We start from the raw sequence: 25,787 nt of genomic DNA on the forward strand, positions 1-25,787 counted from the left end.
AATTATTCTCTTATTTTGCTTAAAGTTGCTTTATTCAACCGGTATAAAAAGTTGGTAATTTTCCTTCATCTTAGCATAATGTCTATTTAAATTTGTACTTAAACTTTTGCTAAAATTTCCACCTAAAAGCTCTTTTTCAAAGCTTACAAATTGCAATAAATCATTGCGGTATTGCAAATTTAAAAGAGGATTATTGTCTCTTTTATTAATAATTTGAATATTTTTATCATAAAGCTTAGACAAACTGCTAAAATATTCTTTCATATTGCTAATATTTTGAGAATTAGGATTATAATAATAAAGCGTTAAATTAAAATCAAGCTGTTTGCTAAAATCAGTAATTACATTTGCATTATTTTCAAGTTCACTTTCATTAGCACTTAAAATTACTGATTCTTTTAATTTTTCAAAACTGCATTTTCCTATTTTCAGTATAGGAATTTTTAAATCAAAAAATCTCTTTTTCTCTTTTTGAAAATGTTTATAATCTGTAATAAGTATCCCTATATCATTATTTTGCAAAAAAGAATTTAAATGAGTAAAATCTGTATTAAAATAATCAAAAAATATTCCTTCTCTTTCGTAAAATAACTCTTTTAATCTATAAAATATAGGACCGATTTTAGGATTAATCACCCTTATAAAACTTTTCTTTGCATTACTTTTTTCTTCAAGATATAAAGTTGTATTAATCAAATTTTCTTGAGCTTTTTCACTCATATTTTTCATATCAATGAGAGTGAAAATATTGCTTCCAAAAGGTATAGGAAATTGTCCTGCTTTATCCCTAATATTATGAAAAATACTTTGAAGAACAACTGGATCTCCTACAATTAAAATACTATCATTAGGCTCTAAAACAAAACTAGGCTTTACAAAATAGATTTTTGAATTTCTATAAATTAATACTATACGCCATCTTTTTTGCTGAATAGATCTAATATGCCTATAGGCAAAAATAGATCCTGAAGGAATTTTAAGCTCCATTATTTCTCCCTCTCCAAGTCCTATATGCTGAGCAGTAAGAGCAATATCTGGAAAAAAATTCATCAATCTGCGGCTTAAAGTCATTCTTGCATCAACTAAATTTGCATGGGAATCGCTAATGCTTAAGCCCCAAAAATCCATAATTTCAATTTCTAAATTAATATCTAATAAACGTAAAGCTTCATAGGTTTTTTTTGCCTCAAATTCATCTTGCATATAAATAAAAGCTTGTTTAAATTCTTTACTCATAATCGTTTCAAGACGTGCTGTACTAGTAGGATCAAAGCGATATAACTCTAAATAATCACTTTTAATATTAAGTTCTTCTTGGCAAACAATTGTAAAAAAATACCCCAAACCTTTTTCAAAACAAAGCCTTTCTAAGAAATGCTTTGCTAAAATTCCATCAATTATAATTAAAATACGATTCATTATATTTATCTCCAAAAAAAGGAATTATATCAAATGGAATTTAAATTAAAGTATAAAGATGGTATGGCTAGAGTTTGTGAAATAACTACAGCACATAGTACTTTTCAAACCCCTATTTTTATGCCTGTTGGAACAGTAGGTGCGGTTAAGAGCCTTGATGCTAACGATCTTAAAAAAGAATTGGATGCAAAAATTATTCTTGCTAATACTTATCATATGTATTTGCGTCCTGGTTTGGAAGTAATTAGAAATTTTAATGGTTTGCATGGTTTTACTCAATTTGATAGAAGTTTTTTAACAGATAGTGGCGGTTTTCAAGCTTTTTCTTTAAGTAAAAATTCAAAACATTTTAATGAAGGTATAGAATTTAAAAGTCATATCGATGGAAGCAAACATCTTTTTACACCTAAAAGCGTTTTAGATATCCAATATACCTTTAAATCAGATATTATGATGATTTTAGATGATTTAGTTGCCCTACCTGCAACCAAAGAAAGAATTAAAATTTCTGTTGATAGGACTATTTTATGGGCAAAAGAAGCTATAGAGTATCATAAAAAAATGCAAAAACAAAATATAGGTTTAAACCAAAATATTTTTGGAATTATCCAAGGTGGAACTGACTATGAAGAAAGAAAACGTTGTGCTTTATCTTTAAATGAAATGGAATTTGACGGACTAGCTATAGGTGGGCTTAGTGTTGGAGAAGAAAATATTCTTATGTATGAAACTGTAGAAAATTTAAATCCTTTTTTAGATGAAAACAGACCAAGATATTTAATGGGCGTTGGCACCCCTGAGGATCTGGTAGAAAATGTTGCGCGTGGAGTAGATATGTTTGATTGCGTTATGCCAACAAGAAATGCTAGAAATGGAACATTTTTTACTAGTTTTGGCAAATTTAATATCAAAAAAGCAGAATTTATTAATGATCATGAACCCATAGATAAAACTTGTCAATGCTATACTTGCCGCAATTTTTCACGTGCTTATTTAAATCATCTTTTTAAAGCTAAGGAATTAACTTTTTTTCGCTTAGCAAGCTTGCATAATTTGCATTATTATCTTGATTTAGTAAAACAAATGAGAGAAGCTATTCAAAAAAATGAATTTAATAAATTTAGAAAAGATTTTTATTCTAAGAGGCTAAACAATGCAATATGATGATAATTTGGCTAAATTTTTAAGCAAAAATTCTAACACCTTGTATATGGATTTTTTAGGACAAAAAATTTTAATTTTATCTTCTTTAAATACTAAAACAGATAAAGAAAAGGTTCATGTTTTTGGTTTTGAGGATGAGTATATATTTAAATTAGAAAATACAGAATTTAAAATTTTTAATCTTAATGATTTTTTGAATATTATCCGTGCTAATTTAGATGAATATAAAGCTATAAATACGCATTTTGAAAATATTATAGAGCATAAAGAAAATATCCTTTTAAAGGGCAATTTGATTAAAAATTTTTTTAAAAAAAGTTTTATTTTAAAGCAAAAAATCAATAAAAATTTAAAAAGTCTTTCGCTATTTAATGAAGCTTTAAATTTACTAGCCGAATCAAGTCCGCACAAAAAAGCCTTAAGGCCTTTGCTTTTTGGTATTAATATAGCCTTAAAAAATAGCAAAGAAATTCTAACAAGACTTAACGAATTGCACTTATTTATCAATGCGATTAAAAATGAAAGAATCAATCAAAGTTTATATTTTTTAAGTGTGCTTTCTGCGATATTTTTACCTCTAAATTTAATCGTAGGATTTTTTGGGATGAATACAAATGGATTATTTTTAAGTGGCGATAAAAATGCTACTTGGTATATTTTTACACTTATGTGTTTGATTTTAGCATTTGGGCTTATTGTTTATTATAAGAAAAGAAAAAAAGAATTAGAATTTGATGACAAAATTACTAAAAAACCAAACAAATAACCTATTTTTAAGAAAAATATTATATAATAGCGTCTTTAAAAATGCGCTCATAGCTCAGCTGGATAGAGCATTTGATTGCGGTTCAAAAGGCCAGAGGTTCGAATCCTCTTGAGCGCACCATTAAACTTCAAAAATATTCATTTAAATTTATCAAAATACTAAAAATTAAGCTTTTCATCTTTTAAAATTACTATAAAAAATAAAATCATTTTAGTTTATGTATTTTTATAAAATATATAAATTTAAAATTAAGGTTCAATTATAACAGCGCTAGGAGATTATATTTTAGTTGCTTATAGGCTGCATTTATCATTTGTATTTTATAAGTTTTAAAAGGCTTAATGCCTTTTATCTTAGCTTTATTTTTTCAGACAATCCTATCTAAAAAGAAAAGTATTAAATTTATTGATTTTATATCATATGCAAATTAATTGCTTACATATCATCTTTGATAGTATGAAAATTACTGAGTATTTTATAACCCTAATACTTTTTTATAAGCATTATTATTAATTCTCGATTGTTGATTAGTTAAATCTTTATATTAAAATAGTTACAATAAAAAACATAATATATAATTTTTAATATTTTACAATAATTTAAATTTTTAATTTTAACATATACAAAAATGCAAAAAAATTTAAAGATTTTACTGCTTAAAATAAATATGCCTTTTTTAGATTTTGATGAGATAACAGCTGGAATTTATTGTGAGATATCTTAAAAATGGTAATATCTTTAGTAAATTTTTTTACACAAAAAAGCTAATAATATAAATCATTTAGCAACCAAATATCGATTTAAAATATCTCACAAGCTATTATAAAAATTTTTAATATTTACCTTATAAAGACTAATTAAAAACAAATGGCTTAAATTTATAACTTTATCTTTTAAGCATAAGCATTGTTTATGTAAATATTAATTATAAAATATCTACATAAAATCAAGCTATTTTATTTTAAAAATTTTCACCTATTGTTCTTCTTTAATTTTTCTCTTTGCTAGTCCCATCTGCTCATAAGCATCAATTTCTTTTTTATAAGAGGCAGAAATTTTCTTAAGTTCTTTATTTAAAAAACTTACAGTTTGAGGACTTGCATTTATATTTGAAGCCAGAGATGCCACAAATTCTAATTTTTTCTTTGTAGCTTCATCTAATTCTTTAGAGGTTTTAGAACCTAATTTATGTGTAGCAAGATATATTTTAACTAACTCCTGTAAATCAGAATCGCTTAAATTCGGATCAGCTGCTGCTGCAATCATATTGTCTAAATTAGTATCAAATACTTTTTTAGCTTTTTTTGGCTTAGCAGTAGGAATATTTTTATCTTTTTTAGATATTTTTTTACTACTGCCACTCGTAATAAGATAAGCAATCAAGCTTAAAAATAAAAAGAGTGCTAAAGCGACGCAAAAAATTACCATAAAAATATAATTCATTAAAGCCTACCTACAAAATGACGTTTTCTTCTTGAAAAATACGCTAAAACAAGCATAGCAATAAAAATCCAATAAACATAATTAGGAATTTGAACTGCTTCTCCAGCTGCATAAGAGTGCATACCGGTTAAAAAATGATTCACACCAAAATAAGTCATAGCAACAACCCAGTAAGCAAACATACTCCATAAGGCAAAGATAAATTGATTACAATACTTAGGAATCATTCTAAGATGTAAAATTGCAGCATAAACTAAAATAGTTATTAGAGCCCAAGTTTCTTTAGAATCCCAACTCCAATATCTTCCCCAGCTTTCATTTGCCCAAATTGCACCTAAGAAATTTCCAGCTGTAAGTAAACAAAGTCCTAAAATCATAGCCATTTCATTGATTCTAGTAGCTTCTGTAATATTTCTTAGAATATTAGGATTATATTTTCCATCTTTTTTAAGAAAGCACATTAATAATAAAACGAAAATGCCCAATAAAGCACATAAACCTAAAAATCCATAACTAGCAGTTATAACAGATACATGTATACTTAGCCAATAAGAATTAAGAACAGGTCTAAGATTTGTAATTTGAGGATTGATCTCATTTAAGTAAGCCACCATTAATACTATGCCCGATAAAATTGAAGTAAGAGATAAAGCTATAGGACTTTTTTTAGAGAAAAATATCCCAGATAACGATAAAGCCCATGCAATATAAATCATACTCTCATAAGCATCGCTCCAAGGTGCATGTTCAGATAAATATGCGCGAAGGATTAATCCTATGGTATGAATAACAAAGGCTAAAATATTTAAAGTATAAACAATTTTAAATATCTTTGTTATTTTTAAATTTGGGGTAATCATTTTAGCAAAAACAATTACCAAAAGTAAAATTCCTGCGATCAGATAAACAGGAATTAATTTTGAGAAAATTTTAATCTTATTTGAAAAAATTTCAGTCTTGATTTTATTTTCACTTGGCATAACTCTATATCCAACTTTGCTTTGATATTCTTTAATCAATTCCAAAGCTTTATCTGCCTTAGTCCAATCATTGTTTTTAAAAGCTTGATCAACAGCTCCAAAGTAATTTCTCACTAAAGCCAAAACAATCTCTCCTTCTTCCCCTTTTAAAGTTGTGATTGCAGAATAAGGCGCTAACCAAAGATTATTTTTGTCATTTTGTACAGGAATAAATTTAAAAAGCTCACCACTAAAAACCAAATTAACAATATTGGCTCTCTCATCTAATTTTATAATCTCTTTATCAAAAGTATTTCTAGTGTTTGGATTTTTTCTGTTTGCATTTTCTACATATTTTTGAAGCTTATAATGATTGTTTTCGTCAAAAAAATCCCTATAAGAAATATATTTTTCATCAGGAACCTTTAGAATTTTAGCAACATCTCTACGAATAGTACTATCGCTAGGCATCAAAATGAAGGGTTCATTTTGCCATTTATCCACACCTATAAGCATAGAAAGCATAATTGCATTAGCATCTTGACCCTTATAAGTATCACTTTGATGAATTTTTTCTAAAATTTCTCTTGATAGGGTATCAAAAGGCATCATTCTGCCATCTAAAGATTTTTGCAAAACCAAAGAAGCAAGTGCTTTAGAATGTTCTGGACTTACAACAGGTAAGTCATTATCTTTGGCAAAAGCTTTATTTGCTCCACAAAAAATAAAAAATACCAATAAAAAAGTTCCGATATTTTTCAAAGAATCTTGATTTATCAATCTTACTAAAGTTCTAAATCTTGAATTTGGATTAAAGAAATTTAAAAACATTCCTAAAATTAATAAAAAATAACCTATATAAGTTGGAGTTTTTCCTGGATCTTTATTAACTGAAAGAATTGTTCCTTTTTCATCTGAATCGTAAGAATTTTGATAAAATCTATAGCCATTATAATCTAAAACATTGTTCATAAATATTCTATAATCAAAATTTTTACTTCCATCTTTAACTGTAATTTCACTTGCATAAGAAGCAGCTGACATAGATCCTGGATAGCGATCTAAGACAAATTTATTTAAATAAATTTCAAAAGGTAATTTATTATAAGAAAGTCCCCAAGAAATAAAAAATTTCTGCCCTTCTAATTCGATCATTACAGGTTTATCGTATTCAAAAATATAAAAATCTTTACTTTTATTTTTATAAGTCAATTCCAGTTTTAAAGCTTTTTCACCTTTTAAATTTAGGGCTTGATATTCTTTACTCATTGCAAAATCTTTAAATCTTAAAAGCCATGAAGTTTTCCAATTTTGTGGCTCTCCGAAAGTTGAAACTAACATTGTTCTAGCTAATTCCATCCAAGAATATTTAAACCATAACCAAAAACTTTCATCTTGGGGTCTATTGACACCTTGAATTTCACGATCTCCATGTAAAGAAGCAAATTTTATAACAAAATTTAAATCACCGATATTATAAAGTCTAAGATCTTTAGCATTTTGAGCCTCTGTAGCTTTTAAGATAAAATTTTTACCTTCTTTCATGTTAAACGCATTTAAATCTTTACTTGAGCTTAAATTTAAATTTTGATCAATTTTTACATAAGGTTTTGTAACATTGTCATTCATAAAAGAAAAATTTATCCCATCGATATTTTTAATTTCTCCTTTTTTAAATTCCATTGTTACACCTTGCATATTTTTTTGAGAAAATGTTATGGCAAGTAAAGGATCTGAAGTATTGTTTTCTTTATAAACATAATCAGCATCTAAAATCAAATCTTTATATTTTAAAATCGCCTTATCATTACCCATATTTAAAGCAAGTTTAAAATGATTAGCAAAAGGCAAATTCCCGATATAGCGATCATTTACAACACTATATTGCTCTGCGTCTTTAATAGCGGAAATACGAACTGAAGTTTTCAAACTCTCTATTAATGAATTTTGCGTATGTTCTCTAATGGATAAAGTTCCTTCAAATCCGAAATATCTAGTAATTCCAGCCCCTACAAGAATAAAAAGGAAAGATAAGTGAAAAATCATTAAAGGTAACTTTTTTAAATTAAACATTTTATAGCGAAACATACCGCACAACAAATTAACACCTAGCAACAATTGAATATATTCAAACCAAAAAGCGTCATAAATCATAGCCCAAGCAGTAGGAGTTCCATAAGAACTTTCTATAAAAGTAGCCAAAGCACAAAATAGAGCAAAAATTAAAAATAAAATTATCGAAATTCTTAAATCCCCTACACTTTTAATTATTCTTTTCATGTTTTAATGTCCTTTTTTACAATCCTAAATATTTTTTTCTGATATCATCATTTCCAATTAAATTTTTAGCTTTGTCTTGCATAGCAATTTTGCCATTTTCTAAAACATATGCATAATCACTTATTTTTAAAGCAGAATAAGCATTTTGTTCAACTAAAAGTATAGTTATACCTTCATTTTTTAAACGAACTATAATATCAAAAACCTCACCAACAATTTTAGGTGCCAGACCTAAAGAAGGTTCATCGAGCATTAAAAGCTTTGGCTCACTCATTAAAGCCCTTGAAATAGCCAACATTTGAGCTTCTCCACCGCTTAAACTTCCAGCCATGCAATTTTTTTTACTTGCGAGTCGTGGAAATAATTTATACATTTGCTCTCTTAAATGTTCATAGTTTTCACTATTATTATAGGCTCCGATTTTTAAATTTTCCTCAACACTAAGATTGATAAAAACACGTCTTCCTTCTGGGACTAAAGCTATACCTTTTTGAACTAAGGTATGGGTTAAATGCCTTTTAGTATCATAACCTAAAAAATTAACTTCTCCGGTGCGTTTAACAGAATTTAAAAGAGCATTTAAAGTAGAAGTCTTACCTGCTCCATTCGAACCTATAAGTGAAACTATATTACCTGTATCAACCTTAAAATCTATGCCTTTAACAGCTTCAATTAAACCATAATATACATGCAAATCTTTAACTACTAGCATCAAAATCCCCTAAATAAGCAGCGATTACCTCTTTATGTTCAACCGCATCGCTTAATTTTCCTTCAAAAATTGTCTTCCCATAATCAAGGACTAAAACTTTATCGCAAAGCTGATTAACAAATTTCATATCATGTTCTATTAATAAAATACTAATTTTATATTTTTCTCTTAATTTTAAAATAAGTTCAGCTAATTCATCACTTTCGCTTGAATTCATACCAGCAGCTGGCTCATCCAATAATAAAAGTTTTGGATTTGTTGCCATTGCACGAGCAATTTCAACCTTTCTTTGCTGTCCATAACTTAAACTCGTAGCTTTTTCATTTGCTAGTTCTACTATTCCTAATTCTTCTAAAATATTAAAAGCTTTAAGATTAAATTCTTTTTCAACCTTGCAAAAACGACCTAAATGAAAAAATGCCTCTAAAATACTATATTTCATTTGTTTATTAAAACCAATCATAACATTTTCAAGAACATTCATACTTGAAAAAAGTCTTATATTTTGAAATGTTCTTGCTATGCCTAAATGTACAATTTCATAAGGTTTAAGATGATTGATTTTTTGTTCTTGAAAAAACACTTCTCCACTAGTTGGTTTATAATTTCCTGTGATGATATTAAATAAAGTTGTCTTTCCGGCTCCATTAGGACCAATTAAACCAAAAATTTCTCCTTTGTTAATGCAAAAAGAAGTTTCATTAATTGCTTGTACCTCTCCAAAAGATTTAGTGATATTTTTTAATTCTAGTATCATTTAAACCCTTTCTTTTTAGAGTTTTTATTTAAAAAGAAATTCAATTCTTTATCACCAAAAATTCCTCTTCTTGCAAAAAGCATAACTAAGATTAACACCAAAGAAAATGCAACCATACGAAGACCTGGCATAGATTCGATATTAATATTTAAAATATCAATTTTAATTTGCAATTCATCTAAAAATCTTAACCATTCCATACCGCCTATAACCAGTATAGAACCAATAATAGCTCCAGTAGTTGAACCAAGTCCGCCTAATACAATGATAATTAAAAGCACAAAAGTAAATTCAAAACCAAATTGTTCAGGAGAAACTGATCCAAGAAGACATACCAAAAGTCCTCCACCTACTCCTTCCAAAAAAGCAGAGGTTGAGAAAGCAAGAGTTTTAATCCAAAAAGTATTAATACCCATAGCACTTGCAGCATCTTCATCATCACGTATAGCTTTCATAGCTCTACCAAATTTAGAATATACCAAATTTAAAATCAAAACAACTGCGACAATTGCAATACCACCAGTCCAGTATAAATTAGAAAATAAAGGAACACCATTTAACCCCATGGAGCCATTGGTTAAACTTGGAAAATTAATGGCTAATTTTTGTATAATAATTCCAAAACCTAAAGTTACAATTGCTAAATAATCACCTCTTACGCGAAAAACTGCAAAAGAAAGAATTAAAGATAAAACACAAGCACTTATTCCAGCAATTATAAGAGCTAAAATAAAAGAATTCGTATGTAAAGCTAAGATAATAGGACTAGGATCTTCTAGATTAAACAAATCATTTTTTTGATCAACGCTTAAAAGCACCAAAGCAGCCGCATAAGCACCAATAGCAATAAAGCCATTAGGTTCTAACGAAAATTGTCCAGTTACACCATTAATAAGATTATAACTCACAGCTAAAGTAATATAAATAGCAATTTGATTTAAAATCCCCATTCCATAACTATCAAAAAAATGTGGTGCTACTGCAATAAAAACAATAGCTAAAATAATATAAATTAAAGCAGAAAATTTCATCTTTATCATTTAAAACCTACTTTTTTCAAAATTTATTCCTAAAATTCCTGTTGGTCTAAAAAGCAAAATAAATACTAAAAAGATAAAAGCGAAAGCATCTTTAAAACCTGAAAGATCAGGAAAAAAGGCAACAACCATCACCTCAGTAAGACCTATAATCAATCCCCCTAAAACAGCTCCAACAACAGAACCAATTCCACCTAAAACAGCTGCTGCAAAAGCTTTAAGTCCAACTAGTGTTCCCATAGTAGGATAAACAGAATAATAATTGCTTGACCAAAAAATTCCTGCTAAAGCTGCTAAAGCTGATCCTAAAGCAAAAACAATAGCTATAATACGATTTGCATTTATACCCATTAAATTTACTGTTTGTATATCAAAAGCTAAAGCCCGAATAGCAATACCGTATTTGCTTTTGTATAACAAAATAAGAACAATAAGCATTACAATCAAAGTCACTAAAGGAACCAGTAAAGAACCTAAAGTCATACTGATTTTACCTAAGGTAATCATTTTTTCAAAAACTGGAGGGACTGGAAATTGTTGTTCTGTCGAAGTAAAAATCATATTAAATAAATTTTGCAAAAAGAAACTAATTCCAATAGCTGTAATTAAAAGTGAAATTCTAGGAGCCTTTCTTAAAGGTTTATAAGCAATTTTATCGATAATCATTCCTATAAAAGAAGAAAAAATCATAGAAGCTATTAGAGCAACTATGAAAATTGCCAAAGTATAATGATTATCCAATAAAGTAGTATTGATAAATGGAGAAAGACAATTAATGAGTAAAAGTGCTATATAAGCTCCAACCATCATTATATCACCATGAGCAAAATTTATAAGCCTTAAAACACCATAAACCATAGTATAACCTACGGCAATAAGAGCATACATACTCCCTAAACTTAAACCATTGATAATTTGCTGAAAAAATAAAATAGAGTCCATTTTAGTCCTAAGGATTTATTATATCTTTATATATTGGTTTTTGATCTTTAATTTCTTTTACAATTATAGAACGAATAGCATTACCATTTTTATCAATACTGATAATTCCAGAAACGCCTTCATAATTTTTAGTTTGATGAATTTTATCATTAATACACTCACTTGTTAGTTGATCTTTGCAAGCATTCATAGCATGAAGCATTACAAAATATGCATCAGCACCCATTGCTGAGAAAGCAGGAACATCTTTATCTTTTTTCTCTTTTTCATAGGCTAAAATAAAATCTTTACCTAATTTTGTCACAGGATTATAAGAATCAAAACTGTCGGTAAAAATATAATTATTAGACGCTTCTTTTGCTAATTTTATAAAAGTTGCATCTGCAACACCATCAGCAGAACCCATAGGAGTGTTTAAGCCTATAATTTTTGACTGTCTTGCAAATAAAGCCGCTTCGCTATAATAAAGCGGTAAGTAAATAAAATCCGGATTTAAAATTTTAATCTGAGTTATTATAGCTCTAAAATCTTTATCTCCTGAATTTATTCTTAACACTTTTAAGATTTTTCCACCTTTTGCTTTAAATTCTTTTTCAAAAGCTTTTGCTAAACCTAAAGAATAATCAGTACTTTGATCTACTACTACAACTGCTTTTTTAAAACCAAATTTTTCACTAACATATTTTGCCAAAGAAGAACCTTGAAAACTATCCATAAAACACACTCTACTAGAATATTGTTTATTTTCCAAAAGTTTATCTCCAGTTGCTGCAGGCGCGATCAATGGAATTTTATTCTCTTCAGCCACCCTCATCACTTGCAAAGTATTAGCAGTAATCATCTCACCAATGATACCTAATACCTTATCTTGAGTAACAAGACGAGTTGCAGCACTTGAAGATTCTATTTTATCACCTTTAGTATCTAAAACCACCAATTTAATCTTATCGCCATTTTGCAAAGTTCCTTGCATCTTATTTGCGATCTCAATACCATCTAAGGCACTTTGTCCATAAGCTGCCGTAGATCCACTTAAAGGCAAAACTACCCCTAAATTAATATCCTTTGCTTCTAAATTTAAAATTAAAAATGCAATTAAAATTATTTTTTTACTCATAGGCTCTCCTAAGGTTTTATCAAAGTTTTATAAACCTGTTTGCCATTTTGAATTTCTTTTATAATAACAGGACGAACAGCATTTCCATTAGCATCAATACTTATAAAACCTCCAACACCTTCATAATTTTTAGTTTGATGAATTTTATCATTAATACACTCACTTGTTAGTTGATCTTTGCAAGCATTCATAGCATGAAGCATTACATAATAAGCATCAGCACCCATTGCTGAGAAAGCAGGAAGATTTTTATCCCCTTTTTCTTTTTCATATTCTGCAATAAATTTTTTGCCACGATTTGTCGAAGGATTACTAGAATCAAAACTATCAGTAAAAATCACACCATTAACAGCACTAGATCCTAATTCTATAAAAGTTTTATTATTAACCCCATCTCCTGCGGTTAATAGTTTATCAAATCCTAGTTGCTTAGCTTGTCTAGCTATTAAAGCTGCCTCTGGATGATAAATTGGCATATAAACAAAATCAGGATTTAAACTCTTTAATTGCGATACTATAGCCCTAAAATCTTTATCTCCCGAGCTGATTATTAATTTTTTTAAAACTTTTCCGCCATTGGCTTTTAAAGATTTTTCAAAAGCCTTTGCTAAACCCAAAGAATAAACATTACTTTGATCGATTATAATAACAGCATTTTTTAAATTTAGATCTTTAGTAATATAAGTTGCAAATTTATCACCTTGGAAACTATCGCTAAAGCAAACGCGAGAAGCATACTTCTTACCATCTAAAAGTTTATCCCCTGAGGCTACTGGAGCTATAAGAGGAATTTTTTTATCTTCAATAATAGAAATTGCTTGAATTGTATTTGGTGTAGTAGTTTCTCCAATAATACCTAAAACTTTATCTTGAGTAATTAAACGATTAATACCACTCGTTGTTTCAAATTTATCACCTTTAGTGTCAATTATAATTAATTTAACTATATCGCCATTATCAAGCTTTGGATTTAATTTATTAGCAAGTTCAATCCCACTAAAAACATCTTGTCCATAAGCAGCCACTGATCCTGTTAATGGTAAAACAACGCCTATATTAATTGTTTTTGCATATAAACTACAATTTATAAAAATAAGTATATTTAACAAAAAAACTACTTTTTTCATTTATTAATCCTTTTAAATTATTTTAAAAAAATATTATGCTCAGTTTTTTTAGGAGGTTCCTTTTCTATCAAATCTTTAACTTGTAAATCAAGAGCAAAATCACCTCCTTTAATATAAGCGATAATATTATCCATATCATCATGACTTAAATTTTTAGCATATAAGGCCATTTGAGAAGTCATAGTAGAAGCATTATCTAAAGTATAACCCATTAAAGCTGTTTTAATTTCTTCTGCAGACATATCTTTTAATGCTTTAAAGCGAGGACTACTTTTTTCGCCATTATCACCATGACAGATATTGCATTTATTATTAAAATAAATCTTTTTGGCTTCAATTAAATTATATTTTTTATTAGCATCAAAAGTATAGCCAAAAATAGATTTTAAGCTAACGCCAAAAAGTGCTACCATAAAAATAGAACTTGCAAAAAATAAACGAAAAATCATTATATTTCCTTAATTTATTTTACTCATATTAATATCATTTTTATTAAAATTATAACCATGGATATTTTTACCCTTTGAAGTTCCATAAGTATAACGTATAACTCCAGACACTTCAACATCTTTCAAAATTTCATCCAAAGCTGATGCATTACAAATATTTAAATAAACCATCATTAAAATAAAAAATAATATTACTTTCATATATACTTTCTATTAAAATTAAGAGTTGATTATATCAAAAAAAGATAATCAATCTTAATGATTTCCTTTATGTAAAAAATAAAGACCTAAACAAAGTGCTAAAATAGAACCTGCTAAAAAAGTCATATCCATAGGTGTTGAAAATTTCATTTGCAAAACTCTTTGAAAAAAGTTTACAATTAAAACCATAATAATAACTTTTGCTAATTTATCTTTAAGTTGATCTAAACTATGTACTTCCAAAACTTTACTTTGTTTCATTTGCTTAAATTCTTCAATTTCGCTAATAAAAAGCTCATAAACACCGAAAGAAAAAATAAATAAAACTAAAGCCATCAAATAAAGATCTACAGCTCCTATAATCAAAGCAACAACATCTTCGTGCAAGTCAATATTTGCATTTAAACCAAAAAAATAATTATAAGTATACAAAATCACCTTAAAAACATCATAACTTGCAATAATAAAAAGTACAAAAGCACCTATTAAACCAAATATCACAGGTAAAATGGTAACAATACGACTCTTAATCAACAAAAATTCAAAAATTTTTTCTAGCATTATTATTCCTACTACTTTTTCAACTCTAGCCATTTTTGAGCAATTCTAACAGCATTGGTAGCCGCTCCCACACGAATTTGATCAGCAACACACCATAAATGTAATATTTTTTTATCATATTGATCAAGGCGAATTCTTCCAACATAAGTTTCATTAGTATCACTTGTAGTTAATGGCATAGGATATTTTTTATTTTTTGGATCATCTAAAACAACAATATTTGGAGCCTTTTTTAAAATTTGATATACTTTAGCAATATCAACTTCTTGATTAAAATGCATAGTAATGGATTCACTATGGCTTCTAAGAACTGGAACTCTTACACAGGTTGCTGAAATTTGAAGTTTTTTATGTAAAATTTTTTGAGTTTCATTAATCATTTTTAATTCTTCTTTAGTATAACCACTATCTGTAAATTCATCAATTTGCGGAATTAAATTTAAAGCCAAAGTATATGGAAAAGTTTGGGCTTTAAACTCATCTAATTTAAAAGCAAAAAAACTTTGCATTCCTTCAACTAATTCTTGCATTCCTTCCTTACCTGCCCCACTAGAAGCTTGATAAGTGCTAACATCTACTCGTTTGAGATCAAAGACATTATCTAGAGGTTTTAAAACATGTACCATTTGTATCGTTGAGCAATTTGGATTTGCAATAATCCCTGTTTTTTTCCAATCTTTAATATCCTCAAAATTACATTCTGGAACGACTAAAGGAACATCTTTATCCATTCTAAAATGACTTGTGTTATCAATAACTACAGCTCCGCACTCAACAGCAAATTGTGCATATTGCTTACTTATATTTCCTCCTGCACTAAAAAAAGCAATATCTACTGGATTTTCTTTAAAAGTATCTTCTTTTAATTCTTTTACTCTATAAATTTTTCCTTTAAATTCTATCTCATCACCTACACTTTTAGCACTCGCTAAAGGTAAGATGCTCTCAACTGGAAATTCAAGTTCTTCTAAAACATTTAAAAGCTCTTCTCCAACAGCACCAGTTGCACCAACTATGGCTATTTTTTGTTTTTTTGCCATTTTATTCCTTTATTTTATATTGTTCAATTTTTTTCTCTAAAACTTCAGCACTCATTCCAAGTTTATCCGCTGCTTTTTGTTTATCAAAACATTCTTCTTGTAAAATTTGTTCCAATAATTCTTTTTCCATTTGTTTTACATCTTTTTTAAAAGTTCTAGCTTCTAAAAATAAATCTTGAGATAAAATTTTATCCCCTTCACTTAAAATACAAGCACGTTGCACTATAGAAATAAGTTCTCTTATATTGCCTGGATAATTATATTCTAATAAAGTTTTTTCAGCTTCCTTGCTTAAACATTTATTTTCAAAATTATACTCTTGACAAGTTTGCTCAAGAACTTTATTAGCGATTTCTAAAATCTCTTCTTTGCGCTCTCTTAAAGGTGGTATATTTATAGGAATGGTATTTAAACGATAATAAAGATCTGATCTAAAATCCCCATTTTTTATTTTTTCATCTAAATTAGCATTGGTTGCACTTATAATTCTTACATCGATTTTAACATTTTTAGTACTTCCAAGTCTAACAATCTCTTTTTCTTGTAGGGCTCTTAAAAGTTTTGCTTGTATTTCATAAGGCATTTCTCCAATTTCATCTAAAAATAAAGTTCCCCCATTAGCCATTTCAAAAAGTCCTATTTTAGTAGCATTAGCATCTGTAAAGGCTCCTTTTTCAAATCCGAACAATTCACTTTCTATTAAATTAGCAGGGATTGCTGCCATATTGATAGCTACAAAAGGTTTATCAAAACGTTGCGAATTTTCATGAATAAAACGAGAAAAAACTTCTTTGCCTACTCCACTTTCTCCAAAAAACATAACCGAAGCATCTGTTTTTGCTGCTTTTTTACTTAAATTTAAAGTTTGTTCTAGCTTTTCAGATGTAGAAAAAAAACCTGTATTCTTATGAGTATTTTGACTTTTAGATTTTTTATCAGAAGTTTTTTGACGTATGATCTTTGCACGCTTAATAGCCTCAACTAAAGTTTCTATATCAAAAGGCTTGGTTAAAAAGTCTTTAACCCCAAGACGCATAGCCTCAATAGCACGATTTAAGGTTGCATTCCCTGTCATAATAATAAAATCATATTTATTTTCACAAGCTTTAACAAATTCAAGACCATCCATTCCAGGCATATTTATATCTGTAATAATCAAGTCCGTATTAGAATCAATTTTTTTAAGTGCTTCAGTAGCTGATTTATAAGATTTGATTTTAAATTCCTCATATTCGCTTAAAGCTATTTCTAGAGATTTTCTCATATTAATATCATCTTCTACAATCACTAAATTCATTACTAACCTTTAGAATTTTTACAATAATAACAAAATAAGGCTTAAAGTCACTTTTTTTTAAGATAATATATCGTAGCACTTTTTAAACCAAAATCTACGCTAAAACGTAATGGTAAAATTCTAATATAAATTTCATTTTGAGCTCTCATAAGATCTGTTTTAGTAATATCTTTGATAGAAACATTTGCACCAGTAAAACAATCAATTAATTTCTCTTTATGAGAATTTAAAAAATTAAGTTTGATATTTTTTGTCATATAATTATCGATTATACCTAACTCGGTTTTGGGAAATTGTTTTAAATCATTATTACTATAGGGTATTTCGCAAGCAAATTCGCTGATAGTGTTTTTACTTTGAGTCATAGCCAAAGATATGTTTTGACTTTGATGAAAAAGAATTAAATTTTTACTTGAAAGTTCTGCCCAAAATATAAATTCATCTTGAGCAAAAATCTTCAAGCTTAAAAAAATCAATAAGCAAATAATTCTTTCCACTTGTCTGCATCGATTTTAAGTTCTACATTTACTCTATAAAGACCTTGATTGAAATTTTCATCAATAATACTTGCATTTTTAATCAATCCATTTACTTGAGCAGTAATAGTTGAACTTCTAAGCATAGCATCTTTAACAGTATCTTTACCATTTACTTTCACACCATAAAGCTTACTTGCAAGTTGTCGATAAGCATCTGTAATAGCAGCTCTTTTTGCTAATGCAAGTGCTTGAGCCGTAGAAACAGTATTCATTGGAGCAATACCTTCCCCAACAGCAGTAAAGCTAAGCTCACTATCAGTTGTATCAGGAGCTAACATTTTTTCTTGCTTGATGATATCACGCACATCATCTTTATCAACTTTTTGTACAATAATTTCTGGAGTCTGAGAATTTACAGAAGTATTACTTGCATTCTTACCAGCTACTCTATTAGTGCTTGGTACACAGCCAACAAAAATTCCTGCTACAACTAGCATCATAAAATTCTTTTTCATATTTACACCTTCAAAATTTTTTGTCATTAATTTAAAAGCAAAAAGCGTTCCAACTTTTTAAAAATTATTCTAAATTTAAATCTGGACTGTCATCGCTATTTTCCTCATCTATTTCTTCCTTAGGACATTTAGCAATGCTAACAACTTCATCATTTTCTACGTTAACAACAATAACTCCACTTGTATTGCGTCCGGCTTTTCGAATGCTTTGCATATCAACACGGATCATTTTTCCACTACTTGTAAGTGCCATCAAATCCATACATTCATCTACAATCACCACACTAATGAGTTCTTTAGTCTTATCAGTGAGTTTCATACAAATAACACCCTTACCTCCCCTGCTTTGAAGTCTATATTCTCCAGCATTTGTACGTTTTCCTATACCTTTAGCACTAATACTTAAAATTTCTTGTTCATCATTTTCTATAACAACAGCACCTACTAATTCATCATTTTTTTCTTTAAATTTAATAGCTGTTACTCCACGACTTACGCGACCAATTTCACGTACTTTTGCAAGAGGAAATTTGATACACATTCCTTTTTTTGTAACTGCAAAAAGCATCTTTCCTTTTGTTTCTTCTTCTAATGATTCCTCATTTTCTATTTCGCTTTCTGTATCAAAATTATCCAAACAATCAGCTGATTCTAAAGGAAATTCTTCATCATCTCTTTGAACAATAATTGCAGTAACTAACTCATCATTTTCATCTAAATTAATTGCTTTTACACCAACGCTACGTATATTTTGATATTCACTTAAATTAGTACGCTTAACAATACCATTTTTCGTAAAGAAACACAAAGATTTACTTTGATCAAAATCAGTGGTCGGAATAATTGCCATAATTTTTTCGTCAGCTTGCAAATTAATCAAATTAACAACGGCTTTTCCTTTAGCGGTTCTTGATCCTTCTGGAATTTTATAAACTTTAAGCCAATAAAGCTGACCTCGATCGGTTACAAACATTAAAGTATCATGAGTATTCGCTGTAAAGAAACTTTCTATAAAATCATCATCATAAGTTGTAACAGCAAGCTTACCCTTTCCGCCACGTTTTTGTTTTTCATACTGCTTGCTTGGAACACGTTTAATATAACCACGATGAGTTATAGTAACCACCATATTCTCATTTGGAATTAAATCCTCTACATCTATATCATCATAATCATCTTCTATTTGAGTAATGCGTGGTACATCAAATTTAGCTTTAATTTCTTTCAATTCATCACGAATTAAATCTTCGAGTAATTTTTCACTTTTTAAAATTTCATCTAATCTTGCAATTTCTTTCATGAGTTCTGCAAGTTCATTTTCAATTTTTTCTCTTTCAAGTCCTGTTAAACGTCCTAGTTTCATATCTAAAATAGCATTAGCTTGAATTTCACTTAAGCCAAATTTAGCCATTAAAGAATCTCTTGCACTAGTATTGTCTGGACTATTTTTAATCAAAGCTATTACATCATCAATATTATCAAGCGCAATAGTAAGACCTTCTAAGATATGGGCTCTTGCCCTTGCTTTTTGAAGTTCAAAAATAGTTCTTCTAATAATAACTGTTTTTCTGTGAGTTAAAAAAAGATTTAAAAGCTCGCTTAAAGAAAAAATCTTAGGTTCTTTATTATGGATAGCAAGCATAATCACACCAAAAGTGCTTTCCATTGTTGTGGATTTAAAAAGATTATTTAAAACAATTTCACTCATTGCTTCGCGTTTAAGTTCTATAACAACACGAATTCCTTCTCTATCGCTCTCATCTCTAACTTCAGAAATTCCTTCAATTTGTTTTTCTTTTACAAGATCAGCAATTTGTTCTATCAATCTTGCTTTATTAGTTTGGTAAGGAAGTTCATCTATAACAATAATATCTTTATTTGACTTCTTCTCTATATGAGTTTTTGCTCTAATCTTTACGCGGCCACGTCCTGTTCTATAAGCTTCAATAATACCTTTTTTACCATATATAATACCACCGGTTGGAAAATCAGGACCTTTGATAAATTGCATTAATTCTTCCAAGGTGGCATTTTTATTATCAAGCAAATATAAAAGACCATCAACTAATTCATTTAAACTATGCGGAGGAATATTGGTTGCCATACCCACTGCAATACCACTAGATCCATTAAGTAATAAATTTGGAACTCTAGCAGGTAAAACATCGGGTTCATTCATAGAATCATCATAATTTGGAATAAAATCTACTGTATCTTTATCAATATCACGCAAAAGCTCCTCAGCTAAAATTGTCATTCTAGCTTCTGTATAACGCATTGCAGCAGCGCCATCTCCATCTATAGACCCAAAGTTTCCTTGTCCATCTATAGTTGGATATCGCATAGAAAAATCTTGAGCCATTCTTACTAAGGCATCATAAACAGCAGTATCGCCATGTGGATGATATTTACCGATCACATCCCCAACAATACGCGCAGATTTCTTATAGGCACTACGACTCCCAACACCAAGATCATTCATAGCATAAAGAATTCTTCTATGTACAGGTTTTAAACCGTCTCTTGCATCAGGAAGGGCACGACCTATAATAACGCTCATAGAATAATCTAAATAACTACTTTTAATGGAATTTTCTATATCGACAATCTCAATATCAGAATCTTTGTTAAAAATATTTTCCATAAAAATCCTCTTCCACAATATTGAAATTTTTATTTTATCATATTAAACTTTTGCATCAGCTAAAACAAGAGCAAAAAGAACAGAAATTTTATTTTTTTCTAAAAATTTTTTAGCCTCCAATAAACTAGAACCTGAAGTTACAATATCATCCACTAAAATTACAGGATAAGAAATTCTTTTTAAAAGTTTGAAATTTCTTTTATTTTTTTGCCTATATATTAAACTTTTTCCAGAATATCTTAAAGAATTTTGAGAATGCAAAGCTCCAAATATAGGTTTAATAAATTGAGTTTTTAAGTATTTGGCTAAAATAGCCGAATGAGAATAAAGTAAATTTTCTACTTTATCATCCAAAGCTATAACATTGATTTTTTCATTAGGAGAAAAGAAGCGTTTAAATTTAGCAAAACTAAGTTTTGCTAAAAAATGAAAGACAAAATAACCATAAAAATGATGTTTGGAGTGCAATAAATGCTTTATCTCATGATATTTATAAAAAGAATATACTTTAAAATTATCCTCAAGAACTCTTATCCCTAGAGAAAAATCAGATAATTCTTGAGAACAACTATCGCAAAAACAAAGCAGAGTAAAACCTCCGCAATTTAAACACTTCAAAGCTCTGAAATAATACTTGCCGCTTTATTAGCCATTTGTTTTATTAGTAAATGTGTATAAAATGGAACATCTTTTAAATTTTCAAAACCTTGCACATCTTGTTTTGTACGTAAGGTAAATTTTCTATTTTTATTCACATCGCTTAAATTTAAAACTCCTACAAGTTTTGAATGCAATCCTGTGCCATCTTGTCTTGCGCTATATTTGGAAAAAGCAAGATCAACTTTAGTTACATAAGGAGAATCTGCACTATTATCATCAAGTACTACAATACCTCTAGCTTGAAGCTCTTGTTTCAAATAAACATAAAAAACAGCATTAAAATCTAAATCTACATATAATTTTTGATTTTTTGCAAAAAATACTTTTTGATCCTCTTTTAAATCATAAAAGCGATGCAAATAAACTTTTTTCAAAGCTACTGCAGTATCTAAAGTACGCTTATTGGCACAGCACTCAATTCCAATATCACTAATATATAAAAGGCCTTTTATTTTAGCCTCATAGCCACTTGGACTCTCACAAGGGCTGCATGCTGAATTTTTAGAAATTTGATTAACTTGATCAAAAGTATTCTTGCTAGCACAAGAATTTAAAAATAAAACTACAAGGGTAAAAAGTAGACACTTTTTAATCATTTCTTCTCCTTAAATTTATTATAAAAAATTATTTTTTAAGCATTGTATTAAAATTATCAACAAATTTCAAGTATATTTTAAAAATAAGTTTAATTTTAAAAATTTAATCAATTTTTAACACACTTAAAAAGGCCTCTTGAGGCAAATGAACTTTACCGATAGCCTTCATTCTTTTTTTACCTTCTTTTTGTTTTTCTAAAAGCTTTCTTTTTCTAGTAATGTCACCACCATAACATTTTGCAGTTACGTTTTTTCCCATAGATTTAACTGTTTCTCTTGCAATGATTTTATTTCCAATACTTGCTTGAATAGCAACTTCAAAAAGCTGCCTAGGAACAATTTCTTTCATTGCACTCACAAGCTCTCTTCCTTTACTAAGCGCTTTTTCATTTGGCACGATAATGCTTAAAGCATCGACATTTTCTCCCGCTACTTTAATATCAAGCTTAACCAAATCTCCAACACGAAATTCAATCGGTTCGTAATCAAAACTCGCATATCCTTTAGTTAAAGATTTTAATTTATCATAAAAGTCCATAACAATTTCATTTAAAGGTATATCATATTCTAATAAAACACGTTCAGGCGTAATATAATCCATTTTCACTTGCATCCCTCTTTTACGATTTAAAAGAGTGATTAAATTTCCTAGAAATTCACTTGGAGTGATAATCGTAGCTTTAACATAAGGTTCTTTAATATGATCGATTTTATTAACAGGTGGAAGTTCGCTAGGATTTTGAATTTTCAAAAGTTCCCCATTGGTCTGATAAATTTCATATGTTACCGTTGGAGCTGTAGCAATAAGATCAAGATTAAATTCTCTTTCCAATCTTTCCTTAATAACTTCCATATGCAAAAGACCCAAAAAACCAACCCTAAAACCAAAACCTAAGGCCAAAGAAGTTTCTGGTTCATAAGTAATAGAACTATCATTAAGCTTTAATTTATCTAAAGCATCTCTTAAATCCTCAAATTTATCTGTTTCTATAGGATAAAGTCCCGCAAAAACAAAGGCTTTTGCTTTTTCAAAGCCTCCTATAGCTTCTTTAGCTTTATTTTTAATTAAAGTAATAGTATCTCCAACTTGAACATCGCCCACTGTTTTAAGCCCTAAAACAACAACTCCAACCTCGCCTGATTTCAAACTTTGTGTTTTAATTGGATTTAAAGGGTGTGGGTAAAAAAGATCTTGAACAATATGTTTTTTACCAGTACTCATCACCAATACTTCATCATTTTTAGAAATTTGTCCTTCATAAATTCTAACTAAAGCTAAAGCGCCTAAATAATTATCAAACCAAGAATCGTAAATTAAAGCCTTAGTAGCAGCTTCATTATCTATTTTTGGTGCTGGAATTTTAGTAATAATTGCTTCAATAAGCTCTTTTATACCTAAACCCGTCTTAGCGCTCACACAAATTGCATCTTTACAATCTATACCGATAATATGTTCAATTTCATGCTTAACTTTTTCTACATCTGCATTTGGAAGATCGATTTTATTAATAACTGGAATGATTTCAAGATTATTTTCAAGTGCAATATAAACATTAGCTATAGTTTGCGCTTCAACACCTTGAGAAGCATCTACTACAAGTAAGGCTCCTTCACAACTAGCTAAAGATCTACTTACCTCGTATGAAAAGTCAACATGACCTGGAGTATCAATCAAATTTAAAATATATTTTTGATTATTAAATGCATATTCTAAACGAACAGATTGAGCTTTTATTGTAATCCCACGTTCTTTTTCTATATCCATAGTATCCATAACTTGAGCACTCATTTGTCTATCGCTAATCGCTCCACATTCTGAAATAATTCTATCTGCTAGAGTACTTTTTCCATGATCAATATGCGCTATGATTGAAAAATTTCTAATATTTTCCATTGTTTTCCTAGATAAAAATATACTTTCAAAAATTCTAGCAAAAATATTTTTCAGAAATAATTAAATTTAATCTTGAATAAATATATTTTCTATATTTTTACCAAATTTTAAGTATAATCATCTTTAAAATATTAAAAGCTTATCAATGCTTATTAATAAAACTTATGAAATTTCTTCTTGTGATGATGTAGAGCTTAATATTAAAAGAACTTCAAAACTAGAATATCGTATGACTTATGATGATGAAAAACAAATGAAAGCTATAGTTTTTGTAATTGGTGGATATGGAGCTAATGCTAATATTTCTTTTTTAGATTTTGATAGAGAATATATCGCTAAAAAATTTGATGTAGTTGTAGTAAATGTTTTTTATCATTGTTTTTGCCAAAGAAGATCAAATGAGGAAAAGTATAGCGTTTATAAGAAATTTGAACCAGAAGACATTACTATAATTAAAAGAAAATTTAAATCAATTTAATTTAATTGCAAAGGATGAAATTACTTCTCAGAATGCCCCAATAATTGCTGAAATGTTAGTGAAACATTAAAAAATCTAAAATCAAATCATCAAATCCCTCAAGATTATAAAGCTTGTTTTACTTCAACTTTTGTCCCACCCAATGATGAATATCAAAACTATGGCATTATGGCTGCTATTGATCATATCAATGCTTTAAAAGATATTGTTAAAAATTATCCACAATTTGAAAATTTACCAAAGATCTACGGCGGGGGGTCATATGGTGGATACTTATCTTTACTTATAGCAAAAATTGCTCCTTGGTATGTGGATGGAGTGATTGATAATTCGGCTGTAGTATTACCCTTTTTACCTAGTCTTTTAGGAAGAGAAATGCAACAACCAGAATTTGTATTTAATTTTAAAAATATCAATCTTTTTTGTAATATCAAAACCTATTGGACAAGAAAAGATCCTAATTCTCTTTATTATTTTAAAGATGAAAATTATATAATAAGAGCGATTTTAAATTCTTCTCATCTTATCCTTGGGGCTAATGTTAATCCAAATATTATTTATGTTTCTTACCATAGTATCAAAGATCTTGCGACTCCCGCTAAAGACAAAATAGAACTTTATAAATGTTTTAAACAACTTAATCTTGATGCAACTTTGCATTTAATCCAAGATGAAAAAGATATCGATGGTAAAATGATTAAAAGCTTAGAACATGGTATGAGAATGACAGATAAAGCTTTGTTTAGGAAAGAACTTCCTTTAATGCTTGAAAAATTAAAAGATAAAAAATCTCCCATGAGAGAAAATTCTATTTCTTATCCTTGCAAAAATAGAGTTTTCAAATTTAGAGATGAAGGTGATAAATTTAAACTTGAGATTGTTTAAATATAATTTTTTAAGAATTTTTAAAGTTATTTGAGTTTATTTTCAAGCAACTTAATCTTTCATAGCAAGTTCTAGCATTTTTTGAATATTTTCAAAGCTTTCAAAATTTTCAGGAGTTATAAATTCAGCTTTTAAAGGTTTTTTGTAATATTTTTCTATTTCAGCTACTAAAGCCATGATATCAATACTATCAATAAAATCTTCGCTAACCAAATTCGTCATGCTTTCATCAATATCGGTTCTTTCTATATTGATAAAAAATTGTTTAACGTTTTGCATTTTATTCCTTTGTAATTTTTAAAATCGTATTATCACTTAAATTTAAAATTAAGTCAAATTTTTGGTTTTAAAGGCCATTAAATATT

23 protein-coding genes, 1 tRNA gene and 1 pseudogene are annotated in these 25,787 nt (G+C 28.6%); 4 read left to right on the forward strand and 21 right to left on the reverse strand.

What is annotated here, in order from left to right; translation table 11 throughout:
- Positions 1–30 precede the first annotated feature (30 nt).
- Positions 31–1,419, reverse strand: coding sequence for a COG3400 family protein (locus CMOL_RS03560; protein WP_239820709.1), 1,389 nt, complete (start codon positions 1,417–1,419; stop codon positions 31–33).
- A 33-nt stretch (positions 1,420–1,452) separates the two neighbouring features.
- Between CMOL_RS03560 and tgt the strand changes: the two genes are divergently transcribed.
- From tgt to CMOL_RS03575, 3 genes are all read left to right on the forward strand, one after another.
- On the forward strand, positions 1,453–2,583 hold the full coding sequence (gene tgt, locus CMOL_RS03565; RefSeq protein WP_239820710.1) for a tRNA guanosine(34) transglycosylase Tgt: 1,131 nt from the start codon (positions 1,453–1,455) through the stop codon (positions 2,581–2,583).
- Positions 2,573–3,349 (forward strand): CorA family divalent cation transporter, encoded by a 777-nt coding sequence (locus CMOL_RS03570; RefSeq protein ID WP_200283458.1) that lies wholly within the window; start codon positions 2,573–2,575, stop codon positions 3,347–3,349. Before tgt ends, CMOL_RS03570 begins: the two co-directional genes overlap by 11 nt.
- Positions 3,350–3,392: 43 nt before the next feature.
- Positions 3,393–3,469, forward strand: a tRNA-Arg gene (locus CMOL_RS03575).
- Between the two features lie 855 nt (positions 3,470–4,324).
- Here the strand turns inward: CMOL_RS03575 and CMOL_RS03580 are convergent.
- The 19 genes from CMOL_RS03580 to lepA all read right to left on the reverse strand — a co-directional run bounded on the left by CMOL_RS03580 (position 4,325) and on the right by lepA (position 24,059).
- Complete coding sequence (locus CMOL_RS03580) at positions 4,325–4,792, reverse strand: hypothetical protein (RefSeq protein WP_239820711.1); 468 nt, start codon at positions 4,790–4,792, stop codon at positions 4,325–4,327.
- On the reverse strand, positions 4,792–8,031 hold the full coding sequence (locus tag CMOL_RS03585; RefSeq protein WP_239820712.1) for a cytochrome c biogenesis protein: 3,240 nt from the start codon (positions 8,029–8,031) through the stop codon (positions 4,792–4,794). Before CMOL_RS03585 ends, CMOL_RS03580 begins: the two co-directional genes overlap by 1 nt.
- 16 nt (positions 8,032–8,047) lie before the next feature.
- Entirely contained in the window at positions 8,048–8,743 is a 696-nt protein-coding gene (locus tag CMOL_RS03590) for an ABC transporter ATP-binding protein (protein ID WP_137623355.1), read from the reverse strand.
- Complete coding sequence (locus CMOL_RS03595) at positions 8,730–9,500, reverse strand: ABC transporter ATP-binding protein (protein WP_200283223.1); 771 nt, start codon at positions 9,498–9,500, stop codon at positions 8,730–8,732. Before CMOL_RS03595 ends, CMOL_RS03590 begins: the two co-directional genes overlap by 14 nt.
- Positions 9,497–10,540 carry a branched-chain amino acid ABC transporter permease gene (locus tag CMOL_RS03600; protein ID WP_200283220.1) on the reverse strand — a complete coding sequence of 348 codons (1,044 nt, stop codon included), beginning with the start codon at positions 10,538–10,540 and terminating at the stop codon, positions 9,497–9,499. Before CMOL_RS03600 ends, CMOL_RS03595 begins: the two co-directional genes overlap by 4 nt.
- On the reverse strand, positions 10,541–11,479 hold the full coding sequence (locus CMOL_RS03605; protein ID WP_239820713.1) for a branched-chain amino acid ABC transporter permease: 939 nt from the start codon (positions 11,477–11,479) through the stop codon (positions 10,541–10,543).
- A gap of 7 nt (positions 11,480–11,486) precedes the next feature.
- The gene (locus CMOL_RS03610) at positions 11,487–12,596 is read right to left on the reverse strand and encodes an ABC transporter substrate-binding protein (protein WP_239820714.1); all 1,110 of its coding nucleotides are present in this window, start codon (positions 12,594–12,596) and stop codon (positions 11,487–11,489) included.
- A gap of 8 nt (positions 12,597–12,604) precedes the next feature.
- The gene (locus CMOL_RS03615) at positions 12,605–13,723 is read right to left on the reverse strand and encodes an ABC transporter substrate-binding protein (RefSeq protein ID WP_239820715.1); all 1,119 of its coding nucleotides are present in this window, start codon (positions 13,721–13,723) and stop codon (positions 12,605–12,607) included.
- Between the two features lie 17 nt (positions 13,724–13,740).
- Positions 13,741–14,172 carry a c-type cytochrome gene (locus tag CMOL_RS03620; RefSeq protein WP_239820716.1) on the reverse strand — a complete coding sequence of 144 codons (432 nt, stop codon included), beginning with the start codon at positions 14,170–14,172 and terminating at the stop codon, positions 13,741–13,743.
- Between the two features lie 9 nt (positions 14,173–14,181).
- Positions 14,182–14,373, reverse strand: a complete 192-nt coding sequence (locus tag CMOL_RS03625; protein WP_239820717.1) for an OprD family porin — start codon at positions 14,371–14,373, stop codon at positions 14,182–14,184.
- Between the two features lie 54 nt (positions 14,374–14,427).
- On the reverse strand, positions 14,428–14,934 hold the full coding sequence (locus tag CMOL_RS03630; RefSeq protein WP_239820718.1) for a YqhA family protein: 507 nt from the start codon (positions 14,932–14,934) through the stop codon (positions 14,428–14,430).
- Between the two features lie 11 nt (positions 14,935–14,945).
- Positions 14,946–15,974, reverse strand: coding sequence for an aspartate-semialdehyde dehydrogenase (locus tag CMOL_RS03635; RefSeq protein ID WP_239820719.1), 1,029 nt, complete (start codon positions 15,972–15,974; stop codon positions 14,946–14,948).
- A 1-nt stretch (position 15,975) separates the two neighbouring features.
- Positions 15,976–17,271: a sigma-54-dependent transcriptional regulator gene (locus CMOL_RS03640; protein ID WP_239820720.1), complete on the reverse strand. Its 1,296-nt coding sequence runs from the start codon at positions 17,269–17,271 to the stop codon at positions 15,976–15,978.
- 47 nt (positions 17,272–17,318) lie between these two features.
- Complete coding sequence (locus CMOL_RS03645) at positions 17,319–17,768, reverse strand: hypothetical protein (RefSeq protein WP_239820721.1); 450 nt, start codon at positions 17,766–17,768, stop codon at positions 17,319–17,321.
- Complete coding sequence (gene flgP / locus CMOL_RS03650) at positions 17,744–18,265, reverse strand: LPP20 family lipoprotein (RefSeq protein WP_239820722.1); 522 nt, start codon at positions 18,263–18,265, stop codon at positions 17,744–17,746. The genes CMOL_RS03645 and flgP overlap by 25 nt, the downstream gene beginning before the upstream one ends.
- Before the next feature lie 64 nt (positions 18,266–18,329).
- Positions 18,330–20,909 (reverse strand): DNA gyrase subunit A, encoded by a 2,580-nt coding sequence (gene gyrA / locus CMOL_RS03655; RefSeq protein ID WP_239820723.1) that lies wholly within the window; start codon positions 20,907–20,909, stop codon positions 18,330–18,332.
- A gap of 42 nt (positions 20,910–20,951) precedes the next feature.
- Positions 20,952–21,527, reverse strand: a complete 576-nt coding sequence (locus CMOL_RS03660; RefSeq protein WP_239820724.1) for a ComF family protein — start codon at positions 21,525–21,527, stop codon at positions 20,952–20,954.
- Positions 21,524–22,165 carry an outer membrane lipoprotein MapA gene (gene mapA, locus CMOL_RS03665; protein ID WP_200283161.1) on the reverse strand — a complete coding sequence of 214 codons (642 nt, stop codon included), beginning with the start codon at positions 22,163–22,165 and terminating at the stop codon, positions 21,524–21,526. Before mapA ends, CMOL_RS03660 begins: the two co-directional genes overlap by 4 nt.
- Positions 22,166–22,268: 103 nt before the next feature.
- Positions 22,269–24,059: a translation elongation factor 4 gene (gene lepA, locus CMOL_RS03670; RefSeq protein WP_239820725.1), complete on the reverse strand. Its 1,791-nt coding sequence runs from the start codon at positions 24,057–24,059 to the stop codon at positions 22,269–22,271.
- Positions 24,060–24,204: 145 nt separating this feature from the next.
- Here lepA and CMOL_RS03675 point away from each other — a divergent pair.
- A pseudogene (locus CMOL_RS03675) lies at positions 24,205–25,422 on the forward strand (DUF2920 family protein).
- Between the two features lie 51 nt (positions 25,423–25,473).
- Here the strand turns inward: CMOL_RS03675 and CMOL_RS03680 are convergent.
- Positions 25,474–25,701: an acyl carrier protein gene (locus CMOL_RS03680; protein ID WP_239819935.1), complete on the reverse strand. Its 228-nt coding sequence runs from the start codon at positions 25,699–25,701 to the stop codon at positions 25,474–25,476.
- Positions 25,702–25,787 lie beyond the last annotated feature (86 nt).

Source organism: Campylobacter sp. RM10537 (assembly GCF_022369435.1).
Taxonomy (GTDB): domain Bacteria; phylum Campylobacterota; class Campylobacteria; order Campylobacterales; family Campylobacteraceae; genus Campylobacter_D; species Campylobacter_D molothri.